We start from the raw sequence: 5,165 nt of genomic DNA, 5'->3' as shown, positions 1-5,165 counted from the left end.
CCGACCTCCCCTCCCCCGCCGCGTCTCCCCCGTCCCTGACGGAGGTCGAGACCCACGGTGTCGACCGCATCCCCGACGCCGAGCGCACCGCCACCCCGCTGGACCTGTTCCGGCTCGCCTTCGGCGGCGCCAACACCTTCTCCACCTGCGTCCTCGGTGCCTTCCCGATCCTGTTCGGCCTCTCCTTCCGGCAGGGCCTCGCGGCCACGCTCCTCGGGGTCGTCGCGGGCGCGCTGATCCTGTGCCCGATGGCGGTGTTCGGCCCGGTCAACGGCACCAACAACGCCGTGTCGTCGTCGGCGCACCTGGGCGTGCACGGCCGCGTGGTCGGCTCGTTCCTGTCCCTGCTGACGGCCGTGGCGTTCTTCTCCCTCTCGGTGTGGAGCTCCGGCGACGCCCTGGTCGGCGGCGCCCACCGGCTCTTCGGCCTCGACCGGGGCGACCTGTCCTACGCCGTCGCGTACGCGCTGTTCGCGGTGCTGGTCCTCGCGGTGTGCGTCTACGGCTTCCGGTTCATGCTGTTCGTCAACAAGATCGCGGTGACCTCGGCGAGCGCGCTGTTCCTGCTCGGCGCCGTGGCGTTCGCGGGTGACTTCGACCCCTCGTACGCGGGCGTCTTCACCGACTCGGCGGACGCGGCGACCACGGCCCTGTTCTGGCCGTCGTTCATCGGGGCGGCGCTGATCGTGCTGTCGAACCCGGTGTCGTTCGGGGCGTTCCTCGGCGACTGGTCGCGCTACATCCCGGCGAGCACTCCGCGCGGGAAGGTGATCGGGGCCGCGTTCCTGTCGCAGATCGCGACACTGCTGCCGTTCCTGTTCGGCCTGACGACCGCGAGCATCATCGCGGACAAGGCGCCGCAGTACGTCGATCCGGCGGCCCCCGACTTCGTGGGCGGGCTGCTCGCGATCTCGCCGGGCTGGTTCTTCCTGCCGGTGTGCCTGCTCGCGCTGATCGGCGGCATGGCGACGGGCACGACCGCGCTCTACGGGACCGGGCTCGACTTCTCGTCGGTGTTCCCGAGGCTGTCGCGGGTCCGGGCGACGTTGCTGGTCGGCGCGTTGTCGATCGGGTTCATCTTCGCCGGCCGGTTCGGGCTGGACCTCGTGCGGTCCATCTCGGCCTTCGCCACGGTGATCATCACCTGCACCACGCCGTGGATGGTCGTGATGATGCTGGGCTACTGGACGCGGCGCGGCTGGTACGACCCGGAGGCGCTCCAGGTCTTCAACCGCCGTCAGCGCGGCGGCCGTTACTGGTTCGCGCACGGCTGGAACTGGCGGGGCACGACCGCCTGGTGGGTCTCGGCGCTGACCGGCGTGCTCTTCACCAACATGCCCGGGCAGTTCGTCGGGCCGCTCGGCGACCTCGCGAACGGCGTGGACATCGGTCTGCCCGTGTCGCTGGTGGTGGCGGCGGTGCTGTTCCTGACGCTGCTGCGGCTGTTCCCCGAACCCCGGGCAGTGTACGGGCCCGAGGGCGCGCGGCTGGCCCGGACGGCCGACGTGCCGGTGCCGCCGATCACCGGGCCCGGCGCCGAGGGGGCGTTGTCAGACCCCTCGGCTAAGTTGCCGGCATGACTGACTTCGTACTGGTGGCAGGGACGTGGCTCGGGGCGTGGGCGTGGGACGAGGTGGCCGCGGAGTTGCGTGGCGCCGGGCATGACGTCCATCCGCTGACGCTCTCGGGCCTCGCCGAGAAGCAGGGTGTACCGGCCGGGCAGCAGACGCACGTGCGGGACATCGTCGACGAGGTGGAGCGCCTCGGCCTGCGCGACGTCGTCCTCGTGGGGCACAGCTACGCGGGCATACCGGTCGGGCAGGCCGCCCAGCGGATCGGGGAGCGGCTGCGGCGCGTGGTGTTCGTCGACGCGAACGTGCCGGTGGACGGGGAGTCGTTCCTGTCGGGCTGGCCGAGTGACGCGGTGCGGCAGGCGATCGCCCAGCACGACGGGTTCTGGCCGCCGCTCGGCGCGCCGGAGTACGCGGGGCAGGGACTGACGGACGAGCAGATCGCCCGGATCGTCGACGGGTCCCCGCATCCGGGTGCCACTCTCACCGAACCGGCCGTGCTCGCCGGTCCCTTGGGCGAGCTCCCGGCGACGTATGTGAAGTGCCTCCTCGACGGCGACGAGCCGATGCCGGCGGTGGCCGAGCTCCTCAAGAGTGACAGCTGGGAGCTCGTGGAGCTGGACACCGGCCACTGGCCGATGTTCTCGCAGCCGCACGCACTCGCCCGCCTCCTGGACGCGGCAGGGGGACGCCCCTGAGCCGCCGTCGCGCATACCGCTCGGTATCGTCGGCCGTCGGGCACGGTCTCGACGAGGAGACGACGAGAGGCGGTTGCGTACGGTGGGCAAGCACTGGGCGGACTTCCAGTACGAGATCTATCTGAACGGGATGACGGGTGCCGTACCGCGGCTGCCCACCGATCTGACCCGGCTGGAGGAGCTGACCGAACAGCGGCTCGGGCCCGGTCCGGTCGGCTATGTGGCGGGCAGCGCGGGCAACGGCAGCACGGCCCGCGCCAACCGGACGGCCCTGGAGCGCCGTCGGATCGTGCCGCGCATGCTGCGGGACGTGCACGAACGGGACCTGTCGGTGGAGGTGCTGGGCCGTGCCCTGCCGGCCCCGCTGGCCCTGGCCCCGGTCGGGGTGCTGTCGATCATGCACCCGGACGCCGAGTCCGCCGCGGCCCGGGCCGCCGCCGCGCAGGGCGTGCCCTTCGTCCTGTCGTCCGCGTCGAGCACGCCCATGGAGCAGATCGCCGAGGCGATGGGCGACGCCGAGCGGTGGTTCCAGCTGTACTGGCCCCGGGACCCCGAGGTGGCCCGCAGTTTCCTGAACCGAGCGAAGGCGGCCGGGTTCAGCGTGCTCGTGGTCACCCTGGACACGCCGCTGCTGGCGTGGCGGCCGCGCGATCTCGACCAGGCGTATCTGCCGTTCCTGCACGGCGTCGGCACGGCCAACTACTTCTCGGACCCGGCCTTCCAGGCGGGTCTGGCCAAGCCGGTGCACGAGGATCCGAACGCGGCCGTGATGCACTTCGTGGGGATGTTCGCCGACCCGGCGAAGAGCTGGCCGGACCTGGCGTTCCTGCGGGAGAACTGGGACGGCCCGATCGTCCTCAAGGGTGTTCTGCACCCGGACGACGCCCGGCAGGCCGCCGAGGCGGGCATGGACGGTGTCGTCGTCTCCAACCACGGCGGGCGCCAGGTGGCCGGGTCCGTCGCGGCGGCCGACGCGCTGCCCCGCGTGGTGGAGGCCGTCGGCGACCGGCTCACCGTCCTCTTCGACAGCGGCATCCGCACCGGCGACGACATCTTCAAGGCACTCGCCCTCGGCGCCCGCGCCGTCCTCGTCGGCCGCCCGTACGTCTACGGTCTCGGCCTCGACGGCCGGGCGGGCGTCGAACACGTCATCCGCTGTCTGCTGGCCGAACTCGACCTCACCCTCGCCCTGTCGGGCCATGCCACGCCGGGCACGATCGGTCCGGCCGACCTCGTCGAGGACCCGGCCTGACAGGCGGGCTGCGCGACGCGTGCGCCGCGCAGCCCCGCGCGGGCCCGGGGGCCCGTGGTCACGCCGTGCGGCCGTGGGGCAGGGTCACCTGCCAGGCCGTCGGCCCCTCCTGCTCCTCGATCGACAGGGAACCCGCCGTCGTCGGCACGGGCTCGGCCTGCCAGCGCTGCTCATCGGAGCGGTCGCGGACCTTGACGACGACGTCGGCGCCGGGGTCGTCGTCGGTGGCGGCGAGGGCGAGCTGCTCGTCCCAGCGGGGCAGCAACTCCCCTTGCACGGTGAGGTCGTAGCGCACGTCCTCGCCCCGCTCGGCGTCCTCCTCGGCGCAGGTGCCGAGCACGACGACGCCGGCGTCCTTGTGCGAGTCCAGGCACAGGCCGGGATCGGCGACGCTGCGCAGCAGCCCGTCGTTCTCGTACGTCCACTGCTGGGTCCACGCCGTCGAGCACTCCGCCAGCTTCGTCCCCGAGCCCTCCTTCGGCAGGTCCCGGACGTCGAGGCACAGGCCGGCGCCGACGTTGCGCAGCCGCGTCACGCCCGATGCCGTGGGAAGTCCGGCCGTGTCGGGCGGTGTCACGGACTCGGCGCCGTTGCCGCCGGCGGCGCTGTTGGAGCCGGCCGGGTCGGCCTGGCCGCCGTCGTAGGACGACGCGTTGATGATGAGCACGGTCGCCAGCACCCCGGCCGACACCGCGCCGACGCCCGAGAGCAGCGCCCGTGAGGAGCGCATCGCGCCCGGGATGCGCGCGCCCGGAACCCGGCGGACCCGCAGGGGGATCCGGGACAGCAGGCGGTGGCGTCCGCCCTCGGGCCGCCCGTCGCCCCGCCCTCCGCCGCGCCGGCCCGCACGCTTGCCCCGCGTGCCGTGCGAGGACCGGCCCGGGCGCGAGTCGAGGTAGCGGCGGGCGCCCCAGCCGAGCACCGCTTCGGCGATCAACGGGCCCAGCCCGCCCTCGAAATGGCTCAGTTGTTCGGCCGCGTTCCGGCAGTAGCGGCACTGGGCCAGATGCTCCTGGACGTCGGGCAGCAGTGCGCCGCCCCGGCGGATCGGGACGTCGAGGAGGCGGTTGTAGAAGCGGCAATCCTGGGTCGGCGCCAGTTCGCTATGGGCATGTACACAACCCTTGCGGAATTTCTCACGCGCTTGTTCGAGTGCGGCCGACGCGATGTCGGTATCCATGCCCAGCAGACCGGCCGGGACGCTTAAATGATCGGCCTCGACCTCGACGTGCCAGAGCAAACAGCGCGCGGCTGCGGGAAGTGCCTGAAATGCCCGCTCCGCGAGGGCGCGATTTTCGGGCGTCATGGACGTCGCCGCGCGCAGCCCGCGCCCTCCGGCCGGTTTCTGCAGCGCCGGCAGTACGGCGGATATCCGATCGTCGCCGGACCACTCCCGGACCGTGTCGCGCACGGTCACCAGAAGCGCCGGGCGCAGCGCGACGGCCGACTCTCCGAAGGCGAGGCGGTTGAGGGTCCGGTGGAAGGCGGTCCCCGTGACCATCTCGGCGACCTGCGCCGACGAGGCGAGACAGATGACCGCGTACTCGTACACCGGCTGCCAGTGCCGCGCCATCAGCAGAGCGACGGAATGGGCGGCGACCCCGCCCTCCGGGCTGCCTCTCAGCGGGGCGGCGAGAGATTCGT

General features: G+C 72.6%; 4 protein-coding genes. 3 read left to right on the top strand and 1 reads right to left on the bottom strand.

Annotated elements, in window-relative coordinates:
• From CA983_RS40500 to CA983_RS40490, 3 genes are all read left to right on the top strand, one after another.
• Positions 1–1,580: purine-cytosine permease family protein (locus CA983_RS40500; RefSeq protein WP_244207308.1), on the top strand; the 1,580-nt coding region annotated here is incomplete at its 5' end.
• Positions 1,577–2,269, top strand: a complete 693-nt coding sequence (locus CA983_RS40495; RefSeq protein ID WP_086605676.1) for an alpha/beta fold hydrolase — start codon at positions 1,577–1,579, stop codon at positions 2,267–2,269. The genes CA983_RS40500 and CA983_RS40495, both read left to right, overlap by 4 nt.
• An 82-nt stretch (positions 2,270–2,351) precedes the next feature.
• Entirely contained in the window at positions 2,352–3,521 is a 1,170-nt protein-coding gene (locus tag CA983_RS40490) for a lactate 2-monooxygenase (protein WP_086605675.1), read from the top strand.
• A 58-nt stretch (positions 3,522–3,579) separates the two neighbouring features.
• Here CA983_RS40490 and CA983_RS40485 read toward each other — a convergent pair.
• Positions 3,580–5,165: RICIN domain-containing protein (locus tag CA983_RS40485; RefSeq protein WP_244207307.1), on the bottom strand; the 1,586-nt coding region annotated here is incomplete at its 5' end.

Origin of the sequence: Streptomyces swartbergensis (assembly GCF_002148965.1) — a bacterium.
GTDB classification, from domain to species: Bacteria; Actinomycetota; Actinomycetes; order Streptomycetales; family Streptomycetaceae; genus Streptomyces; species Streptomyces swartbergensis.
Note: the sequence above shows the minus strand (reverse complement) of the source record. Positions and strands in the feature narration are given on the sequence as shown.